This window comes from Caulobacter sp. P4_E5, assembly GCF_056401555.1.
Window position 1 is genome coordinate 1 of record NZ_JBFUJD010000165.1, and the last position, 781, is coordinate 781.

1 other RNA gene is annotated in these 781 nt (G+C 63.8%); it reads left to right on the plus strand.

Features of this window, described 5'->3' with window-relative positions:
- Window positions 1-335 precede the first annotated feature (335 nt).
- Window positions 336-733, plus strand: an RNA gene (rnpB, locus tag AC1DSO_RS24755) — RNase P RNA component class A.
- Window positions 734-781 lie beyond the last annotated feature (48 nt).

The window sequence follows — 781 nt, forward strand, 5'->3', positions numbered from 1 at the left end:
TGCTTGGACACATCGATCCCGACCACGTCAGGGTGTATGGTCATCGTGCCTGTCCCTGTGATGCGAGGTCCGCGCCAACGGCCTCGTGCAACTGTTCAGGTGTGGTCTAAAGCGGGCGGGGATCTGGCCGGCTAACGGTCTCAAGACCTGGGACCCAACGATCTCCCGCCCGTGACCAATCTCTCACAGTTTCGACACACAGGGACCCAGGGGCAACCGCACTGAGCTTGGCTCCTGGGTACCGGATCGGCCTTCGGCCGTCCGGGATGACGAGAGTGTTGAATTTCAACACGGAGTTGACGTTTCGATGCCGCGCGGTCAAACACCGTCCCGGACCAGATGGTCGGGCGGTCGCGGTCTTCGCAAGAAGGTCGAGGAAAGTCCGGGCTCCACGGTGACAAGGCGGTGGGTAACGCCCACCGGGAGTGATCCCAGGGATAGCGCCACAGAAAGCAAACCTCCTCCCTACGGGGCGGGAAGGGTGAAAGGGTGGGGTAAGAGCCCACCGCGGACCTGGCGACAGGGACGGCATGGCAAGCCCCGCCTGGAGCAAGACCGAATAGGGATCCCGCTCCGACCTCGCGTCGGATAGGCCGTCACTGGCCGAGAGGATCCGGGTAGGTCGCGAGAGCCGTCCAGCAATGGCCGGCCAAGAGGAATGATCGTCGCCGTCTCGCCCTTCTTCGGATTGGGAGAGGCGGAACAGAACCCGGCTTACAGACTGTCTGGTCCGTTTTTACCGGAGGGGGAGCGCCCCCTCCGTCTCGCCGCGTATCCGCGG